Source organism: Acinetobacter albensis (assembly GCF_900095025.1).
Taxonomy (GTDB): domain Bacteria; phylum Pseudomonadota; class Gammaproteobacteria; order Pseudomonadales; family Moraxellaceae; genus Acinetobacter; species Acinetobacter albensis.
The window spans coordinates 16,759-36,362 of sequence record NZ_FMBK01000006.1; the positions used below are offsets into that span (position 1 = coordinate 16,759).

Annotated in this window: 17 protein-coding genes; 10 read left to right on the forward strand and 7 right to left on the reverse strand. The window is 37.5% G+C overall.

Going from position 1 to position 19,604, the window contains the following annotated elements:
- Positions 1–24 precede the first annotated feature (24 nt).
- From dut to GA0116959_RS05855, 7 genes are all read left to right on the forward strand, one after another.
- Entirely contained in the window at positions 25–477 is a 453-nt protein-coding gene (gene dut / locus GA0116959_RS05825) for a dUTP diphosphatase (protein ID WP_053579723.1), read from the forward strand.
- A gap of 418 nt (positions 478–895) precedes the next feature.
- Positions 896–2,320, forward strand: coding sequence for a phosphomannomutase/phosphoglucomutase (locus tag GA0116959_RS05830; protein WP_092719343.1), 1,425 nt, complete (start codon positions 896–898; stop codon positions 2,318–2,320).
- 10 nt (positions 2,321–2,330) lie between these two features.
- Positions 2,331–3,227, forward strand: a complete 897-nt coding sequence (gene argB / locus GA0116959_RS05835; RefSeq protein ID WP_092719345.1) for an acetylglutamate kinase — start codon at positions 2,331–2,333, stop codon at positions 3,225–3,227.
- A gap of 283 nt (positions 3,228–3,510) precedes the next feature.
- On the forward strand, positions 3,511–4,359 hold the full coding sequence (locus tag GA0116959_RS05840; protein WP_092719348.1) for a class II glutamine amidotransferase: 849 nt from the start codon (positions 3,511–3,513) through the stop codon (positions 4,357–4,359).
- 338 nt (positions 4,360–4,697) lie between these two features.
- Entirely contained in the window at positions 4,698–5,147 is a 450-nt protein-coding gene (locus GA0116959_RS05845) for a bacteriohemerythrin (protein WP_092719351.1), read from the forward strand.
- A 140-nt stretch (positions 5,148–5,287) separates the two neighbouring features.
- A complete protein-coding gene (locus tag GA0116959_RS05850; RefSeq protein WP_092719354.1) occupies positions 5,288–6,370 on the forward strand; it encodes a hypothetical protein in 1,083 nt (360 codons plus the stop codon).
- Entirely contained in the window at positions 6,370–6,693 is a 324-nt protein-coding gene (locus GA0116959_RS05855; protein ID WP_092719358.1) for an RnfH family protein, read from the forward strand. Before GA0116959_RS05850 ends, GA0116959_RS05855 begins: the two co-directional genes overlap by 1 nt.
- A gap of 44 nt (positions 6,694–6,737) precedes the next feature.
- Here GA0116959_RS05855 and GA0116959_RS05860 read toward each other — a convergent pair whose 3' ends face one another.
- Entirely contained in the window at positions 6,738–7,136 is a 399-nt protein-coding gene (locus GA0116959_RS05860; protein ID WP_053579730.1) for an outer membrane protein assembly factor BamE, read from the reverse strand.
- Positions 7,137–7,248: 112 nt separating this feature from the next.
- Between GA0116959_RS05860 and fur the strand changes: the two genes are divergently transcribed.
- Positions 7,249–7,686 carry a ferric iron uptake transcriptional regulator gene (gene fur, locus GA0116959_RS05865; RefSeq protein WP_053579731.1) on the forward strand — a complete coding sequence of 146 codons (438 nt, stop codon included), beginning with the start codon at positions 7,249–7,251 and terminating at the stop codon, positions 7,684–7,686.
- Positions 7,687–7,740: 54 nt separating this feature from the next.
- Here fur and GA0116959_RS05870 read toward each other — a convergent pair whose 3' ends face one another.
- Together GA0116959_RS05870 and GA0116959_RS05875 are read right to left on the reverse strand one after the other, a co-directional pair.
- Positions 7,741–8,862, reverse strand: a complete 1,122-nt coding sequence (locus tag GA0116959_RS05870; RefSeq protein WP_053579732.1) for a PilT/PilU family type 4a pilus ATPase — start codon at positions 8,860–8,862, stop codon at positions 7,741–7,743.
- Positions 8,863–8,887: 25 nt separating this feature from the next.
- Positions 8,888–9,925: a type IV pilus twitching motility protein PilT gene (locus tag GA0116959_RS05875; RefSeq protein ID WP_053579733.1), complete on the reverse strand. Its 1,038-nt coding sequence runs from the start codon at positions 9,923–9,925 to the stop codon at positions 8,888–8,890.
- Positions 9,926–10,049: 124 nt separating this feature from the next.
- On the opposite strand from GA0116959_RS05875, the gene GA0116959_RS05880 reads away from it, so the two are divergent.
- On the forward strand, positions 10,050–10,736 hold the full coding sequence (locus GA0116959_RS05880; protein WP_092719361.1) for a YggS family pyridoxal phosphate-dependent enzyme: 687 nt from the start codon (positions 10,050–10,052) through the stop codon (positions 10,734–10,736).
- Between the two features lie 349 nt (positions 10,737–11,085).
- On the opposite strand, the gene GA0116959_RS05885 is transcribed toward GA0116959_RS05880, so the two are convergent.
- A complete protein-coding gene (locus tag GA0116959_RS05885) occupies positions 11,086–14,694 on the reverse strand; it encodes an AAA family ATPase (RefSeq protein WP_092719364.1) in 3,609 nt (1,202 codons plus the stop codon).
- Between the two features lie 9 nt (positions 14,695–14,703).
- Positions 14,704–15,960, reverse strand: coding sequence for an exonuclease SbcCD subunit D C-terminal domain-containing protein (locus GA0116959_RS05890; protein ID WP_092719367.1), 1,257 nt, complete (start codon positions 15,958–15,960; stop codon positions 14,704–14,706).
- A 325-nt stretch (positions 15,961–16,285) separates the two neighbouring features.
- Between GA0116959_RS05890 and GA0116959_RS05895 the strand changes: the two genes are divergently transcribed.
- A complete protein-coding gene (locus GA0116959_RS05895) occupies positions 16,286–17,263 on the forward strand; it encodes a GGDEF domain-containing protein (protein WP_092719371.1) in 978 nt (325 codons plus the stop codon).
- 186 nt (positions 17,264–17,449) lie between these two features.
- Here the strand turns inward: GA0116959_RS05895 and GA0116959_RS05900 are convergent, their stop codons facing one another.
- On the reverse strand, positions 17,450–18,415 hold the full coding sequence (locus tag GA0116959_RS05900) for an MBL fold metallo-hydrolase (RefSeq protein ID WP_092719374.1): 966 nt from the start codon (positions 18,413–18,415) through the stop codon (positions 17,450–17,452).
- Between the two features lie 26 nt (positions 18,416–18,441).
- Positions 18,442–19,431 carry a GTP pyrophosphokinase gene (locus GA0116959_RS05905; RefSeq protein ID WP_092719377.1) on the reverse strand — a complete coding sequence of 330 codons (990 nt, stop codon included), beginning with the start codon at positions 19,429–19,431 and terminating at the stop codon, positions 18,442–18,444.
- Positions 19,432–19,604: the final 173 nt, after the last annotated feature.

A 19,604-nucleotide genomic window follows, 5' to 3' on the forward strand; every position in this document is an offset into this window, starting at 1 on the left:
AACCATGCTATTAGGAAAGAACAGATGAAAGTTCAAGTAAAAGTACTCGATAAACGTTTAGGCAATGAATGGCCAATGCCGAGCTATGCGACTTCGGGGTCAGCAGGTTTAGATTTGCGAGCTTGTGTGGATGAAACAACGTTGATTGAACCGGGTCAAACGATCTTGGTGAAAACGGGATTGGCAATTTATATTGAAGACACTCAGTTTGCAGGATTAATTTTGCCACGTTCTGGTTTAGGGCATAAACACGGGATTGTTTTAGGCAATTTGGTGGGGTTGATTGATTCAGATTACCAAGGTGAATTAATGGTATCGGTTTGGAACCGTAGTCAAACTGCATTTACTTTAGAGCCTGGGGAACGTTTAGCACAATATGTTCTTGTTCCTGTGGTACATGCTGAGTTTGAACAAGTGGAAGAGTTTGTTGCAACTGAACGTGGTGCAGGCGGATTCGGGCATACAGGTCAAGGTTAAAATAAAAAATTAAGCAAATTTAACCTGATTCATTCATTTTGATTAATCAGGTTAAATTTTAATTCGATGTCTAATGTGATTGAAAAAATAAATTTTTAAATAAAAATTTGATTCTTAATTCCTTTTAATGATTATCTTGTTATTTATATTGATTTTGTGTTTTTATGTAAATAATTGTTTTTGAAATAAAAATTTACGATAAAAATATTTTTTTAAATTTGATAAAATAATTAGATTTCAATTGAATAGCTATTCTTCAATATTGATTTTGTAAAACTTTATTCACATTGATTAAAAACAGCGAATCCTTTTAAAATATCAGCCTTGTCACAAAAGATGATTTATATAATGTGAATTATAAAAGACTCAGCATTTTATAAATATTTTGATGGGCTATTGTTTACTAGAAGAAGCTAGCATGAATTTTCAGAATAAGAACTTCCCATTACAAATTTTTCGGGCTTATGATATTCGTGGAAAAATATCTTTTTTAACCCCTGAGCTTGTAAAAGCCATTGCCTATGGATTGGTTACCCAATATCAGAAGGCAGGACAAGTGCAAATTGCAATTGGCTATGATGCACGATTAACCAGTCCACAATATGCAGAAATTATCAAAAAAGTCTGCGATGATCATGGAATAAAAGCCACTTTAATTGGCTGCTGTTCAACCCCTTTACTGTATTTTATTGCGCGTCAGTTTGGCGGAAATGGGATTATGCTGACTGCCAGTCATAATCCAAAAACAGATAATGGAATCAAATGGATTCTTCAAAGCGAACCACCTTCTCCTGAGATGATTCAAGAAGTGGCTGCCACTGCCAATACTGTATTTGAACCTACAGAGAAAATTATTGTTTTGCCCATTGAACATCAAGTTGTGGTCAAATACTGTCTTGAGTATCAACAAGCACTGTTACAAGATATCCAGCTCAAACGTTCTTTTAATGTGGTTCTTGATGGTTTAAATGGTTCAGCCGGACGTTGTGCTGCCTTGGTTTTTGATAAATTGGACTGTGAGTTAACCACTTTGCGTTGTGAAGCAAATGGTGAATTTCCAGATCATGCACCGGATCCATCACAAGAAAAACATCTCCTTCTTTTAAAGAAAACAGTTTTGGAGCAGCAAGCTGACATTGGCATTGCGCTTGATGGTGATGGTGATCGAGTTGTTCTGATTGATGAAAAGGGCACTATTATTTCGGCAGATCGTTTACTCTCGTTATTTTCTGAAATGTGTTTAAAAACACATCCGGCGCATGAAGTGGTCTTTGATGTAAAATGTTCGACCATGGTTGGCAACACCGTACGTCATTTAGGTGGGCAGCCGAAAATGATTCGTACTGGAAGCTCTTTTTTACGTCGTTATATGTCGCACTCTAAAGGAAAAGCTGTTTTTGGTGGAGAGTACGCAGGTCATTACGTTTTTAATGATGGCCGTGGTTTTGGTTATGACGATGGTTTATACGCGGCTTTACGAGTACTTGAGTATTTAAGTGAGCATCCTAATTTAACGCTATCAGAAGCACTTCTCGCTTATCCAGAGCGTTGTTGTACCGAAGATACTTATATCAGTACTTATAGTGAAGAACCAGATGCCGTGCTACATGATGTAGAAATTAAAAGTCATGATTTTGGTGCTAAATTAAGTAAAATTGATGGTATACGACTTGATTTTAAAGATGGATTTGGCATTATTCGAGCATCAAATACGGGTGAGTATTTTACGGTACGCTTTGATGCGGACAATCCTGTAAGATTAAACGATATTCGAGATACATTTTTTTCCATGTTAAATGAGCGATATCCTAAAATTGCTCAAGATATTTTAAATGCTCAATAAGGAGAGGTGAATGCCACAGCAACATACTGGCATCGACAAAGCACAAATTTTGACAGAAGCTTTGCCGTATATTCAACGTTTTGCGGGTAAGACGCTAGTAGTGAAATATGGTGGCAACGCAATGACCGATCCAGAGCTTGAAAGCTCTTTTGCACGTGACATTGTTTTACTAAAAACCGTTGGTCTCAATCCAATTGTAGTCCACGGTGGCGGCCCTCAAGTAGACTCTTTTTTAAAACAACTTGGCCGTGAATCTGAGCGTATAGATGGGATGCGGGTGACTGATCCAGCGACCATGGAAGTGGTTGAAATGGTGCTGGGCGGAAGTGTAAATAAGTCTATTGTCAATCTTATCAACAAGCATGGTGGACGTGCGATTGGTTTGACAGGTAAAGACGGAAATTTAATTCGTGCTCAGAAATTGATGATGGAAAAAACAGCTGAAGATGGCACAGTTCAAAAAATTGATTTGGGTTTGGTCGGCGAAGTTGTAGGCGTCAAAATTGATGTTTTAGAAATGTTTACTGGAAGTGATTTTATTCCTGTCATTGCTCCACTTGGCGTGGATGAGGACGGCAATACCTATAATATTAACGCTGACCTTGTAGCTGGTAAAGTTGCAGAAGCCTTGGGTGCAGAAAAACTAATTCTGTTGACCAATATTTCAGGGGTATTAGATGAAAATAAAAACTTACTTACAGGTTTAAGCACCAAGGATGTCGATCGTCTGATTGAAACGGGCATCATTTACGGTGGCATGATTCCTAAAGTGGGTTGTGCATTAGATGCTGTAAAAGGGGGGGTTGTGAGTGCACATATTGTCGATGGGCGCGTTCCGCATGCGACATTATTGGAAATTTTTACCGATCATGGCGTGGGTACTTTAATTACCAACTACACAGCATAATAAACAATACCTCAGAATTTTGATTAAAAGTCCGTCATTTACTGAAACGACGGACTTTTTTATTTCAACTTAAGCCTAAGTTGGGTAAAGAAAAATTTTAGATTATGTTGAGATACAACAGCCGATGAGTTTTTGATATTCACGACATGATGAAATATAGATATCATGAGAAGTCTTTGGCTCAGCATTAAAACGGGAATATTTAGTGTGAATTGAGGTTTGCATCACTTTATAGTCTGTTGCAAAATAGAAAAATCCTATACTTGCTGTTTTGATTGAAATTATGTGTCAGTTACTCGGAATGAATTGTGCTACACCAACGGATGTGACTTTCTCATTTCGGGGTTTTTCTCAACGCGCTGGAATTACCTCAGACCATTGTGATGGTTTTGGTATCGCTTTTTTTGAAGATAAAGCGTGTCGGCTGTTCGTGGATAACCAATCCGCAGTGGATTCTCCTATTGCTGAACTCGTTCGGAATTACCCGATCAAATCACGTAATGTCATCGCTCATATTCGTAAAGCCACTCAAGGTAAAATTACTTTAGAAAACTCACACCCTTTTAGTCGTGAACTGTGGGGGCGGCAATGGATTTTCGCGCATAATGGCGATTTACATGATTTTGATCCTCATTTATCGGGACGTTTTATTCCGATTGGCAATACCGACAGTGAGCGAGCTTTTTGCTTTTTACTGGATCAGATGGTGATTAAATTTGGTTATCATGAACCCAAACTTGATCAAATTTTTGATTTGCTTGCTGATGTATCTCCGAAAATAGCAGAACATGGAACCTTTAATTTTTGTCTATCCAATGGTCAGGCTTTATTTAGTTATGCCATTACCAAATTACATTGGTTGGTACGTGAATATCCCTTTCAACCTGCGCAATTGATTGATTTAGATGTAGAAGTTGATTTTAGCCAAGTCACTACCCCAGATGACCGAGTCGCAGTGATTACCACTGAGCCTCTCACCCAAAATGAATCATGGACAGCATTTAAAGCGGGAGAAATGATTTTATTTCAACATGGATGTCCTATCCGGAAACAACTCACTCATGTTGAGCGCTTAGAACGTGAAAAATTAAATCCTGAGCTTCGAAGAGTTACGCGTGCTGATCAATATTAATGATTATAATATTTTATTAAAGAAAGACTTTTTGATTCGAATAATCATTTTGAATGAATAATAATGGTTTTTTTAATCAAATGAATCTATAGAGTTATTTATTTGGTTAAAGATAAAAATAAGATGATTTAAGTTTGATTTTTTAATTATATTGGTTAAAAAATACTTTATTCTTTTGGTTGGTGTTTTCATTAAAATTAATAAATATCATTCGCTTAGATTTTTTATGTCAAATAATAAGTAAACCCGACTATTTTGGTTTATTTTTATTTTATAAAAATCAATATATTATAATTTTAAATAATGATTGGCATATATTTCAAAGGGGCGGAAATAAAATGAAGTGGGTTCCAGAATATAATACAGGGATTGATGTCATTGATGATCAACACAAAAGAATTCTTGATTACATTAATGAGATTAATAGCATGGTCGGAAATACAGATCATGAAAAAATAAAAAATATTTTAAATCATATTATTGATTATACGCAGTCACATTTTACATTTGAAGAATCATTACAAGAAGAGGCAGATTATAAATATCGTGTGCCACATAAACGTGTTCATGATTTATTTATTAAAAGAATTGAGTCCTATCGAGATCGTTTTGAAATGGGGCAAGCAATTGAAAGTGAGTTACATGAAGTTCTGTCTAAATGGTTGATTAATCACATACAGCACGATGATGCTGATTATGTCGGTGCAGTCAAAGAAAATATGATTGGAATTATTAAACAAAAAGAACAAAAAAAGGGTAAAAACTGGTTTGCACGGTTTTTTTCATAAAAAAAATAAAATTATAAAAATAAAGAAAGAATAATAATTTTGCGCTGCAAATCATTTGAAAAGATGGTTTGCATTTTTTATTTTTGATTTTCGCTGACGACAAGGGCAAAATAGCAGAAGACTTTTTTTAGGACCGCATCATGCAGGATCAGGCTCTGTCACGATGGCTATCGCCGCTGATGGCATTTTGTTTATCTTTTATTATTATTGCAAGTTTAGCACCTGTTGTTGGCATTCATGCTGATCGTCAAATTGATTTTTGGTTGCTTTGGCTAAGCACAATGCTGATTTTGGCTTTACCAATTACTTATTTAGAAATTGCGTTGGCAAAACGCTCAAAAATGACGGCATTAAATGCCTTGTCAAGTTTGACCCGTGATGCAGATGCTTCACAAAAATGGCGTTTAGTCGGTTGGTTGGCCGTGGGATTTATTCCGTTTTTAGCGGGAAGCATCTTGTCAAATGCCAGTCAGCTACTTAGACAATTTGCATTCCAGAACGTAAATGTAAATCTTGTTTTTATCGGTTTAGCAATTGCAGCGATTGTGATTTCATTTATATCAAGAAAAATCATTGTTTTATGTACTGTAATTGGTGTGTTGGCAGCAATTGTAGTTGCACAATTACAGGGAACGGCTCTAGTGGCTTGGCATGTAACCCCAGTTCAATTAAGTGAATGGGGCAGTGCGACGGTTTTAGCTTTAGTCGCAAGTGGTTTGGGAATGGGTTTATATTGGCAAACCAGCTTAGCCACAATTAAACAGCAAGATGTCGCCACTAAAACGGTACTGCCGATTTGGATTGCACAATTACTGGCTGTCATTGCTTTTGGCTTTTTTGCAGTCAATTCCTTAGTGTCAGGCTTTGCATTTGTGATTGCTGTACTTGGTGGAGCTGCTTTACTGCTCAATTTGGTGCGTGAACAACTCTTAGAGCGACAGTTTAATTTGGTACTGCAATGGTTACTTATCGTGGTGGCGTTGTGTGTCTGGATTGTTCCTGCCATGCATCCTGTATTGAATACCTTATTAATGCTTTGGGGGTTAATCATTTGCTTAATTTACGCCATTTTTGCAGGATGGATTATGAAAATTAGTCATCTGCGTAAATCAATGAATTTTAGCAATGAGCTATTTTATAATTTATGGCGTATTGCAGTTCGTGTAATTTTACCGCTTTCAATTATTGTGGCTATATTTATCATCATTGGACAAGGGTTCTAATGAGTAAGCTAGCACAGGTTTGGGTGGCATATGCGGCTCAAACTCAACAATTTCATATCAGTCTTGCTTTTCAAGAGGGTATGACGGCTTTGGATGCTGTTGAACAGAGTGGAATCTGTAGCCAAACAGATTTGCCTGAACCTTTATTATTGGGAATTTTTGGTACGCGTCTACAAAATCTTCAGCAGAAACTACAAATCGGTGATCGTGTAGAAATTTATCGAACACTCACGATTAATCCAAAAGATATCCGTCGAAAACGTGCTGCGGAAAACCCTGTGGGGCTTTATTGTCGTGGAAATCGCTTTAAACAATTGAAGTAATAAGAAAACCCCTCATTGAGGGGTTTATTTTTATTTTAAAGCAGCTATAGTGGGGGCGCAGTTAGAATCGCTTCTTTCGATCCTGGTAAGCCCGGTTGAGATTCTGGAATGGTTTCCAGTCCTTCAATTTTTTGTACAATACCATTTTGATCGAAGTAAATTTTTAAATGCTGACCATGTGCTGCAGGGATTTTAGCTTTTTTAGCGTAGGTTCCTGGAATATAGTTGTAGATGTAGTCCCAACGTAACGGGTTCATTGGATCTGAAACTGTCGGACTACCAAGCAAAAAACGTACTTGTTGGTGGCTCATACCGACTTGAATTTTTGAAGCTTGTGCTTGAGTTAATGGTGTCCCTTGAGGGATATCAACTTTGTATACGCCCAAGGTCGAACAGCCTGCGAGCAGTGAAGTGACGAACAACGTCAACATGATTTTTTGCATTTTGCTACACTATCCCAAATTAATTATGATGCATTTGATCCAAGGATAGATCATACTGCATCTAAACTTTGTTGCATATTCCAACTTTAAATTTGTTGAGAGACCTTTTTACATGCCTATTTCAAATCAAGATTTACGCAAAGCTGGACTTAAAGTTACGCTTCCACGAATTAAAATATTAGAATTATTAGAAAATTCAAAACAACATCATTTAAGTGCGGAAGACATTTATAAAACTTTACTTGAACAAGGTGAAGATGTCGGTTTAGCAACTGTGTATCGAGTGTTAACACAGTTTGAAGCTGCGGGAATTATTCAACGTCATCATTTTGAAAACAATCATTCAGTTTTTGAAATTATGCAAGAAGATCACCATGATCATATTGTTTGTCAAAATTGCAATAAAGTCGTTGAATTTACAAATGATGTCATTGAAACTCAACAGCATGAAGTGGCTGAAAAATTTGGCTTTACTTTAACAGGCCATTCGCTCAACCTTTATGGTTACTGCGACTCGAAAGAGTGCCAAGATGCATTGCGTAAAAAATAATTTTGCTTAATGGCAATTAAAAACAGGCTTCGAAGGAAGCCTGTTTTTTTATTTTTAAGATTGACCATCAAAGGTAATATTGGTGCCAGCATGCATTAAACGATCAGCCCCTTCTTCTGAGAGTTTGATTTGTAAACGCAAATCGTTTGGTGAGTCCGCATGTTTCAGTGCATCTTTGTAGGTAATTTGCTTGGCCTTATATAAATCAAATAAAGCTTGGTCAAAAGTTTGCATACCCAGTTCGCGTGAGCGCTTCATCAAATCCTTAATTTCATGCACATCTCCTTTGCGGATCAGGTCTGAAATTAATGGAGAGTTAATCAGAATTTCGATGGCCGCTCGACGTGAATTGCCATCTATGGTCGGAATCAACTGCTGAGCCACCATGGCTCTTAAATTAAGCGACAAGTCCATAAAGAGTTGGTTATGACGGTCAGCCTCAAAGAAATGAATAATACGATCAATAGCTTGGTTGGCGTTGTTGGCATGCAGTGTTGCAAATACTAAGTGACCCGTTTCAGCAAAGGCAATCGCATAGTCCATGGTTTCACGTGAACGAATTTCCCCAATCAAAATTACATCGGGTGCTTGACGTAAGGTATTCTTTAACGCAATTTCAAAAGAATCTGTATCAATACCGACTTCACGCTGGGTAATAATACAGCCCGCATGTTCATGAATAAATTCAATCGGATCTTCAATGGTAATGATATGACCTTTGGAATTATGGTTACGATAACCAATAATAGAAGCCAAAGACGTTGATTTACCTGTTCCCGTTGCTCCTACAAAGATGATAATACCGCGTTTCGTCATCGCCAGTTCTTTTAAAATAGGCGGTAACTTGAGCTCATCCATAGTTGGAATAACCGTTTCGATACGACGTAATACCATGCCAGGATGATCACGTTGTTGAAAAGCACTGACACGAAAACGCGCAGTTTTATCACGATTATTAATGGCAAAGTTACATTCACGGGTTTCAGCAAATTCTTTACGTTGCTTGTCACTCATGATTGAATTTAAAAGCTGACCCACTATTTCTCCTGTCAGCTTTGTTTTTGCAATCGGAAGAATCTGACCATTAATTTTCATAGAAGGTTCAACATCAGCAGTGAGAAATAAGTCTGATGCTTGTTTTTGAATCATCAAATTGAGTAAGTCGTTAAAATCCATAATAAGTTCCTAAATCCATTTAAACTTACAAGAAGGCTTCTGGTTGTTTTGCCATTGTCCGTGCTGTTTGGGGACTAATCATGCCTTTAGCCACTAACGTTTTTAAACTTTGATCCAGCGTGGTCATGCCGTAGTTGGCACCTGTTTGAATAGCAGAATACATTTGAGCCACTTTATTTTCACGAATTAAGTTACGAATCGCTGGAATCCCAATCATGATTTCATGTGCAGCCACACGTCCACCACCATTTTTCTTCAGTAAAGTTTGAGAAATCACGGCTTGTAAGGATTCAGATAACATGGCACGAACCATATCTTTTTCTTCAGCAGGGAAGACGTCAATCACACGGTCAATGGTTTTTGCCGCAGAAGTAGTATGTAGCGTACCAAAGACCAAGTGGCCTGTTTCAGCAGCCGTTAAAGCCAAACGGATGGTTTCAAGGTCACGCATCTCACCGACCAAAATAATGTCAGGATCTTCACGCAAAGCTGAGCGTAATGCTTCGTTAAAACCATGTGTGTCACGATGAACTTCACGCTGATTGACCAGACATTTTTTTGATTCGTGTACAAATTCAATCGGATCTTCTACAGTTAAAATATGGTCATAACGATGATCATTAATATAATCGACCATTGCTGCGAGTGTGGTCGATTTCCCCGAACCTGTTGGGCCTGTAACCAAAACAATGCCACGAGGAAAGTTACAAATATCTTTAAAAATTTGCCCCATGCCCAAGTCTTCGATGGTTAATACTTTGGATGGAATGGTACGGAATACTGCACCTGCACCACGGTTTTGGTTAAAAGCATTGACACGAAAACGTGCTACACCGGGAACTTCAAAAGAAAAGTCAGTTTCTAATTTTTCTTCAAAATCACGGCGTTGTTTATCATTCATAATGTCATACACCAATTTGTGTACTTCTTTATGTTCCAAAGCTGGTAAATTAATACGGCGAACTTCACCGTCGACTCGAATGAGGGGGGGCATGCCCGCGGATAAATGTAAGTCAGATGCTCCATTTTTAGCCGAGAAGGCCAGTAACTCTGTAATGTCCATAATTTTCCCCAAGACCATTTAAATGTTATTTATTTTGTTAGAATAATAAGGCTTTCCCTGAGCTTAACCAACAGTTAGTTTATCGGCAAAGAAAAAAAAGATGAATGAAGTGAGAATCTCGTCAATGAATAATTTTCTAGCGTCACGAAGTCAAGTTTTACAGAAGATTGAAGTAGCATGTAAATATAGCCAACGTGATCCCAAAACTGTAGCGTTATTGGCAGTTTCCAAGACGCATCCCAGTGAAACTTTACGTGAAATGTATCACGCGGGTCAGCACAAATTTGGAGAAAATTATTTACAAGAAGCGTTAGATAAAATTCAGAGTCTGAACGATTTGGAGATTGAATGGCATTTTATTGGTCATGTACAACGCAATAAAACGAAGCATTTGGCTGCAAACTTTGCTTGGATACATGGAGTAGATCGTTTCATTATTGCTGAGCGCTTGTCGAATCAGCGCGAAGATACGCAGATTGCACTCAATATATGTTTGCAAGTCAACATTGATGGGCAAAATACCAAAGATGGTTGTCATCCCAATGATGTTGCAGATTTGGTGAAACAGATCAGTCAGCTTTCACATTTAAAACTGCGTGGTTTAATGGTTATTCCAGCACCAGATAATTGTGGTGCTTTACTTCAAGCTAAACAACTTTTTGATGAAGTTAAACAGCATCATGCTTATCCTGAAGATTGGGATACCTTAAGTATGGGCATGTCTGGTGATATGGTTGAAGCGATTGCGGCAGGTTCTAGCATGGTTCGAATCGGTACGGCATTGTTTGGGACGCGTGACTATTCTGTTTAAACAGCCAGTTCAAGTCTAATTTTCTACAAGCACAGGTTATGTTGTTGTACGTTTTAGCTTACATCAGATGGTGTCTTTTGCCGCTAGTATCAAGAGCATGAATTTCTTATTATAGTTTTATCAGGAGACAGGATGTTTCCCTTATAAGAATAATAAAAGATAACAACATGGATGTGCTAGGTAGGACAGGAGTTATACCTAATACCGAATCTAGAAAGCCTCGACAGGATGTCGAGGCTTTTTTAGTTTTGAAACTTTTATTTGAGTTGTTTGAAGGCGCATGTGAATAAAGCTGAAATTAAAAAGGCTCGTTCTTTTTCCTCATTTGAGGAACCATAACCAACTGGGATTAGCCTGTGATATGAATACGACTTGCGCCTGCACCAATTGAGTTGACTTGAATTTGTACAGGAATACGTTCGTGCATATCTTGAATATGAGAAATTAAAACCACTTTACGTCCTTGGCTTTGCAGCTGATCTAAAGCATTCATCACCAGATGCAACGATGCAGGATCCAGTGTGCCAAAACCCTCATCGATAAATAAGGATTCTAGTTTCATTGAGCCTGATGCCATATTTGCAATTGCCAATGCCAAGGCTAAAGACACCAAAAAAGTTTCACCGCCTGACAACGACAGGACAGGACGTATTTCACCATTCATATCATGATCAATGATGGCCAGTCCAAGGCTATCAGGAATACGTTGCAATTGATAACGTGCAGCTAAGGGCTGCAATTGCTGATTGGCGTATTCAACTAAAATATCTAAATGATATTCTTGTGCCATTTTTTGAAATTTTGTGCCTTCTTTACTTCCGATCAGTTCAGAAATTCGTCCCCAACGATATTCTTCAGCAACGATTTTTTCAATATGTTGTTGATATTTGGCGGACTGTGCCAGAGCTTGATGCTGCAAACGCTGTTTGGCATCCAGTTCATTAAATTGTTCTTGTAGATGTAGAAGTTCGGCCTCGAATGTATGCAGTTGCTGCTGTACATCTTCAAAGCTCAATTCAGGTTGCTGAGCTTGATGTTTTTCAAATTGATGCTCTAAGGTATCCAATACACTTTTAGCACTTAAAACCGCTTGCTGCTGTCTTTCCACATACAAACGAATATTTTGTGCTTCTTGAGAAGAGAGACTTAAGCAATGTTGAATGTCGTCAAGACTAAAGTGGGCATGTTGCTTTTGCCATGACGCAATGTGGGCTTCAAGCTGCTCTAAGCGCTGTTCAAATTGGTTGGCGGTGGTTTGATACTCTTGTTGCTTCAGTTGTGCTTGCTGGAAGTGCTGGTCACTTTGGCTGAAGTGCTGACGTTGTTGTTCAATGTTTTGTTCAAGTTCAATTTTTTCGTTGTCTAAGGCCAATAACCATTTTTTCCCAACATCAAAGCCTTGATCATTAAATGGCGCAATCAGATTTTTAATACGCTGACGCAAAACAGTCCCTTCAGCACTAGTGGCATGATTTTGTTGTTCGAATTGCTGTATTTGTAATTGATAGAACTGTAATTCTTTTTGGGTATACGCAAGTTGTTGTTGCAGGTTTTGTTGTTGCAATCCCATTTTCTCAAGTTGCTGTATGGTGTGGCTACGCGTTTGAATATCTTGAATCAGTTGTTGGCTTAAATGAGCATTTTTTTGCCACTGGATGAGTAATGGTTGATCAAATTGTTTGAGTAAAGGTTCAACACATTGTTCAAGTTGATTAAATTGTTGTTCGACCATCTCTAGGGTCTGAATATCTTGATTGAGTGTACGGCTTTGTTGAATGTACTGCTGCAATTGTTGCTGTTGTTCCGCGTACTTTATCTGCTGTTGCTTAATCTCATGCTTCAATTGGTTGAGCTGTGATTGTAATGCATCGGGTTTAAGATCAGTATTTACCTCCAAATGCTGTTGTTGAATAATGTGTTGGATCTGGCTGAATTGAAGTTGCTGGTTTTGAACTAACTCTTCTAAGCGTAAGGTTTTTTGCTCTATGAGTGTATGTAATCGTGACTGAGCAAGAATCAGTTTTTGCAAAGCCTCATGAGCTTGTGTTTCTTCATTTTGCCCCTGCTGTAACTGAATATCTTGCACATGTTGTAATGCAGAATGCAAAAGTTCTTGATGACTAACAAAAGGATGTTCATTACTGCCACACACCATACAAGCTGTATCAGGCTGTAGCTGAGCACGTAAATTTTGCACACTTTGTGTTTGCAGTAAACGTTGTTGTGCAAAGAGTTCTTGCACCTGTTCGCGGGCCTTTTGAGCGCTTAAATACTGTTGCTGCGCCTGTTCGATATCATGTTGTAGTGTCTTACTTTGCACCAAAAATTGCGCATGGTGTATTTGAATCTGTTGTTGCTCTTGCTGATCCTTGAAAATTTGTTGCAGTAAGAAAAGAGTTTGCTCCACATGGTGCAAGCAATCTTGGGCTGAAGATTGCTGCTGCCGCAACGTACTCTGTTGCTGCTCCATGTGGTTTAAATCACCGTACTGTTGTATTAAAACGCGTTGTTGAAGGTATCGTTCAGCCAGTTGCTGTCTTAGTTCAGCGCTTGAAGATTGCGTATAAGCTTCATTTTTTTGCTGAATTTGCTGCTGTAATTTTTCAAATTGTTGTAAGCGCTCAATGGTGGCTTGAGGTTCACGATCAAAAACAGCTAAATTTTGGCTAGTCAAGAGTTGTTGTTCAAGTTTTTGATGATCTTGCTGAATGAGCTGTAATTGCTGCTGGAGTATCGATTGTTGTTGAGTAAAGGGTTGAATTTGATTCGTCAGAATCTGCTCTATTTGGGTTTGAGTATTTTTATATTGTTTGATTAAAACGTCAATTTGATTGTCTAAATCTAAAGTTTGCTCAAGCGTTGGTTTGAATTCTACATGTTGTTGTTGCTGAGTTCTAAGTGCAACGATAAGCGCCTTCAGTTGGGTCTGATGTTGAAAATATTGCTGTTCTAAGCTGTGAAATTGAGTTAAAAAAATAGTTTGTTGTTGTTTAAGTTCAACCCTCTGTTGCTGAATGTTTTTCTGTTGCACAAAGGCATCACGAATGCTTTGAAATTGATCAAGTTTTTCTAATAGAGCTTTCTGTGCTGCCATTTTTTCATTGGCGTCAACTTGTACCCAATAAAATTCCTTTTTGGCTTGAATCTCTGTGTGTAATACGTGTTGTTGCTGATGCCAGCGTAGGTCATTTTGTAATAATTTTTCTGCCTGTTGCTGACTTCTTAATTGGAGTCGACTTTGCTCATGCTGTTGTTTAAGCTCTACCACTTGTTCTTCGCTGAGGAGTTCTATATGTCCAATCAAACTTTGTAATTGTTCTTTTTGCTGACGAATCTCTTTGGTTTTTTCAAAAGCTTTTTGACTGACGACACTAAAGATATGCGAGTTGGTTAAATATTCTAGTAAATCTGCGCGGTCTTGGTCTTTGGCTTTTAAAAATGCGCCGACTTCTGACTGTGCTAATAGCACCGCACGGGTAAATTGTTCAAAGCTTAGTCCAATTAATTTTTCAATGGTAGGCGTACATTCAGAAATTTTTTGCGTCAAAATACGTTGATCTTCGACACAACGAATAGCACGATCTACTTTTAAATTCCCATCCATTTTATTACGCGCACGTCGAATATCCCAACGTGCAATATAGCGTTTTTGATCCAAAGCGATAAATTCAAGTTCAGCAAAGCCTGTGGTCGTACCACGGCGTAAAATATTTTTTGAATCTTTAATTGAGATCCCTTGTCCACTTGGGTCTTTTAAACTACCTACTGCACCATTTAAGCGTGGAATTTGATCATAAAGTGCCAAACACATGGCATCTAATAATGTGGATTTACCTGCACCAGTTTTACCTGTGATGGCAATTAAACCTGCATTCGATAGAGGTTCAGACTCAAAATCAATACTGTGTTCACCCGCAATAGAGGCCAAATTACATAAATTTAAACGTAAAATTTTCATCGATTGTGCCTATTGATCGGGTGTAGCATGTTCAAGCGTCTGTTGAGCATCATGTAAAAGTTGAAGGAAATCGCGTTGTACTTCGTCATCTACTTGATAGCCCATTTTTTCCCAAAGTGTTTCAAATAATTGTTCTGGGGTAGGCGGTTCTAAATTCATTTTGCTTTGTGCATCAAGGCCATGATCTTGCTGAATCGGTTTACGATAGATACGCACCAAACGGTATCGATTGGGTGGCAAAGCCTGTTCTATTTGTTGGCGTAAATCGAGCGGCGGCGGGACAAGTGAATAGTATTCCACATCTACATATTCACGTTGCTCGATCGCAGAAATTTCTCCAGTGGCTAAAGCGCGTAACTTCTGCATTACTTCATCAAGTTCGCCTGAAATTTTATGCAAATGAATACTGCGTGGCACTTCAAGTACATTCAACCTAAGCCGTGTATCATCTTGCTGATGAGGTTGAATTTTAACTTCAACCACCTGATGCTTGTAGTTGATTTCACTAAAAGATAAAGGAATCGGGGAGCCACTATAACGAATATGAGCGTGCTGAACTTTTTGAGGTTTGTGTAAATGTCCAAGTGCGACGTAATCAATGACTTCATCAAATAATGTGGTAGAAAGGGCTTCTTCATTACCGATTATTATTGGGCGCTCAGAGTCTGAGGTTTCACCCCCTTGCATATGTGCATGTGACATTAAAATCAGGGCTTGATCTGCTGTTTTACGTTCTTTGGCTTCACGGATCAATTGCTGATGTAAATAGGCAATTGCATTTTGACTATTACTGGTATGTTCATTAAATCCAGTGATTTCTGCAGGACGTAAAAAGGGCAGGGTCAAACACCATGCCACGATATTCTTGTTTTCATCATAAATGGGTAACATTAAACGATCTAAATCGAGTTGACCCGCTGCATTCTTATGAATCACACCGACAGTTTTGGCATTATATTTTTCTAGTAAAGGCTCGACCTGTTCAATTCGATAACCTGAGTCATGATTGCCTGCAATCATCAGCGTTTGCATATGGGGTGCACAAGCATGAGCATCGGCTAAAAATTGATAAAGTTGTTTTTGAGCCAAAGATGCAGGATTAATCACATCGAAAATATCCCCTGCAATGAGTAAGGCATTGGGTTGTTTTTGCTTGATTTGTTCGAGTAACCATTTTAGAAACTGTTCATGTTCATACTGACGTGAGTGATTATAAAAAAACTGACCCAAGTGCCAGTCTGATGTATGAAAAAAATGAACAGCCATATGCTATGAAACTCATGAAAAGTGCCCCGATATACTATAGGCAAATTTCTGACATTAAAGCTAGTTCTATTGTCATTTAGAGGGGATATTATATTTCTATTTTTTTAGTTTTAAGATAAAAGTCCAGTATCTCTTTTTATTTTTTTGATTAAAAAATATACTCATTATTTAAGCTGAGATAAATTCTATTTTAATTAAACAATATACAATACAGAATACCTTGCACTTGTTATGCAAGATCAACAGTTCAATAAAATCGGCATTGCATCTTAAGCCTATTCGGTAATGATTCAGATATGCTGATTAACATAAGATGAGTCAGCCAATGCAAAATAGCCCATTCAAAAATAATCATGTATACAACGAAGTGGTATATAAAACTTTAATTGAATCGACTCTGGCCATCCCATGGAGTATCGATTGGGACACGAAGCAATTTACCTATATTGGCCCACAAATTGAAAAATTGCTGGGTTGGCAACAGCAGTCATGGAAGTCGGTACAAGACTGGGTTGATCGTATGCACGAGTTAGATCGTGATAAGACCTTCAGCATGTGTGTCGCACAATCAATTGCAGGAATTGATCATGAAGCAGATTACCGTGCTTTAAAAGCGGATGGATCGTATCTTTGGATTCGAGATGTGGTTCATGTCATCCGTAAAGAAAATGGTGATGTAGATTCACTGGTTGGGTTTATGTTTGATATCTCTGAACGTAAAAAACAAGAGCAGCAATTAGAAATACTCCAACGTCAGCTAGAAGAATTTTCCTATAAAGATGGTTTAACTGGAATTGCCAATCGCCGTTTATTTGATGAGTTTTTTGCACGTGAATGGCAAAGTGCAATCCGTTTACAACAACCGCTGTCTATTTTACTGATTGATCTGGATTATTTTAAACAATATAACGATCAACATGGTCATCTTCAGGGCGACCAATGTTTACGTGAGATAGCACAATTATGGACAACATGTTGTAGTCGCCCACGAGATTTGGTTTCACGTTTTGGTGGAGAAGAATTTGCGATTGTTTTACCTGAAACAGACGAAACTGCTGCAATTCAAATTGCTGAAAGTTTGCTACAGGCATTAAACAATGCCAAATTACCGCATTGTGCTTCGACTATTTCTGATTATGTGAGTTGTAGTATCGGGGTGAAAACCATCATCCCTACAGAACAACAAGACAGAGTCGGGTTTTTAAGTGAGGTCGACCAGAATTTGTATCATGCGAAACAAAATGGACGGAATGGTTATCAAGCAGGAGAGGTACATACTTTGCAAGATTTAACAGGTTCATGATTCTGACGTTATCAAGTCACAAAAACACATTTATCCTAAATTAAAATCAGATGAATAAAGCAAATATGTGTGGCTTTAAATTTCCGATAAAATTTTATAATCATCAAAAAATGGACTTTTTATAGTGAAGATGCCCGTCAGTTTGTCAACTGACGGGCATTATTTTTGATAAAGCACTTTTATGCATCAGTCTTTAAAATGGATTGGAATCCACTGGTAGCGTTGATCATCTGCTGAATAAATATGCCCAATGCCGGGAAAAGGCAAATGTGGTGCAGCAATGGTTTGTCCATTTTTAGCATAATCTTTAAATTGTTTTAAACGGGTTTGTACTGCTTTTTTCGGGTCGATATCATAATCGATTGCCGTTTCTGGTTTATCGAATTGCACGGTATGTGAGTGCACAATGTCACCAATAAATACCACGGTTTCATCTTTGGTTTTTAGCGCATAGCTAAAATGTCCCGGCGTATGCCCCGCGGTATTCATCACTTTAAAGCCCTGAACTTGATCGCCCAATTGATACGTTTTAAATCGTTGTTTGGCTTGATAAGGTGCAATCGCCTGTTTAATTTTTTCAACAGTCCCTAAGTAACCTGCTTGTTTGTCTTTCGGGAGTTTGCTGGCTTGTTTCGGATTTAGCCAATAGTTCGCTTCATCGTTCGAGACATAAACCATTGCATTGGGAAAGTTAGCGATTCCATTTTGGCTAATACCGCAAACATGGTCTGGGTGTAAATGTGTCAATAAAATCGTATCAACTTGTTCTGGTTTGTGGCCTGATGCTTTTAAGTTGCTTAACACTGAACCCAAATGTGTACCAAAACAAGTGGCAGCACCGCTATCCACCAAAACCAGTGAATGACTTGTATTTACTAAAAAGGCATTTACAGAGGTTTGTACACCTTTAGCTTGGTCAGCAGCATATTTCTTTAAAATGTCATGTATTTCTTTTTCTGGAAGGTTTTGAAATAGTTTAGGCGACATGAAATTGGTGCCATCGAGCAGGGCAGTGATTTGTACATCACCCGCTTGGTATTGGTAATAGCCTGAAACTTGTTTTTGTTGGGGGATGGTGGATTCGGCAGCTTGGGTGGTGATGGCTGTTGTGTTTAGGGCTAGAGTAAGAAAAAGCGGGTTTAGATTTTTCATAATTAATTTCATCAGTGATTTGTTTTTTAAATATTTTTACTGCGATATTTTTTTACGATATGTGCAAGGGGATATGTTTTTCTATCATTAAAGAAATCATCACTGATAAGTTCCATTAATTTTCTTACAGCACCGGCCTGATGCCATAGTAGATCTTCATCATGATTATCTATCTCTTTGATAGTTTCATTTTCTATTTGTTTTAGAATGTCTTTATATTGGAAATAATTGAGGATCAAATTCTTAAATGAAATATTGTACTTAAGCATTTCCTTTAAAACGCTTCTTGTTTCTTTAATATCAGATTTTCTATCCTCAAATGCATAATCTAAAAATGCTTGAAGATTATCTAGATTTAATTCTAAGTTTTCATCAAATTGTTGCTTTCTTTTCGCTTCCTTGATGAGTTGACTTTTGTTTTTAGCAATTGCATTCTTAATTTCTTCAAATTTAATATCTGCATCCTCTAGGACAGCACTTATAAAAGAGAATTTTCTACGTAGTTCTTTGGGAATATCCACTTCTGATTTATAAGCTAATTTGTGTTCAATTTCAGCCCATGAATGCATTAAAATGGTTCGAACTTGAATTTCAAATTTTAAATCATTGAGTCCTCTGTAGTTAGGGGTGCTTGTCCAAGAATCTTTAATTGTTGCAATGAAATGAGTAGAACGATATCCAAATTCGGTAGCATTTAATAGTTCTTGTTTAGACTGATTTTCAGTTACATCAAACTCTTTTAAAATTATATCTTTAATTTTTTCAATATCATTTTGGAAATAACAAATAATACGAATTCCGCAAATATCCTCAATCTCATTTATTGGTTTTTCATATCCTTTCCTTTCAATTTTTTCTAAGTAAGATTGTAATTCTTTGACTCGATTTTTTATAGAAAGATAAGGTATATCTTGTTCATTAAGAAAAATTTCTAATGACTGTTGGACATTTGAACCTAATTTTTCGTAGTTTGGTTTAAGTTTTTTAAACTCATCTGAGAATTTAGTATTTGACATACATGTATTGTCTTTTGATATTTAGCACTATTAAATTTTAGATCTCAGTTAAAATCAATACTTTCCATACTATTTTATAAGAAGAGAATATTTGATTGTTTTACTTTTATCGTACCAAAAGTAATAAACCCTTTTTTTTTGTTAAAGTGTACGTCCCTGTATTTTTAACGAAT